The 452-nt window shown below is 56.2% G+C and carries 1 protein-coding gene; it reads left to right on the forward strand.

The window, feature by feature from the left end; translation table 11 throughout:
- Positions 1-452: cadherin repeat domain-containing protein (locus H5114_RS20245; protein ID WP_182723885.1), on the forward strand; the 452-nt coding region annotated here is incomplete at both ends.

A 452-nucleotide genomic window follows, 5' to 3' on the forward strand; every position in this document is an offset into this window, starting at 1 on the left:
AGCGGCAATGACGACGCTTGGTTTGAGATTGATCCCGTGACCGGTGTCATCAGCTTGACCCCAGCGGGCGTGGCCGCCGTCGCCAATGACTTTGAAGCCCTGGCGAACGTGCACAATTTAGTCGTTGGCGCCTCAGATGGTGTCAACACCACCAACATTAACGTCACCCTCACTGAGCTTGATGTCAATGAAACGCCTGAGTTCACCCCACCCGTGGGCGAAACCAGCTACAACTTTACGTATTTTGAAAACAGCAGCGACAGCACGGTGATTGGCACCGTCAATGCCATCGATCCGGAAGGCACGCCAGTGACCTACAGCATCGTCAGCGGCAATGACGACGCTTGGTTTGAGATTGATCCCGTGACCGGTGTCATCAGCTTGACCCCAGCGGGCGTGGCCGCCGTCGCCAATGACTTTGAAGCCCTGGCGAACGTGCACAATTTAGTCGT

Source organism: Shewanella sp. SR43-8 (assembly GCF_014163775.1).
GTDB classification, from domain to species: Bacteria; Pseudomonadota; Gammaproteobacteria; order Enterobacterales; family Shewanellaceae; genus Shewanella; species Shewanella vesiculosa.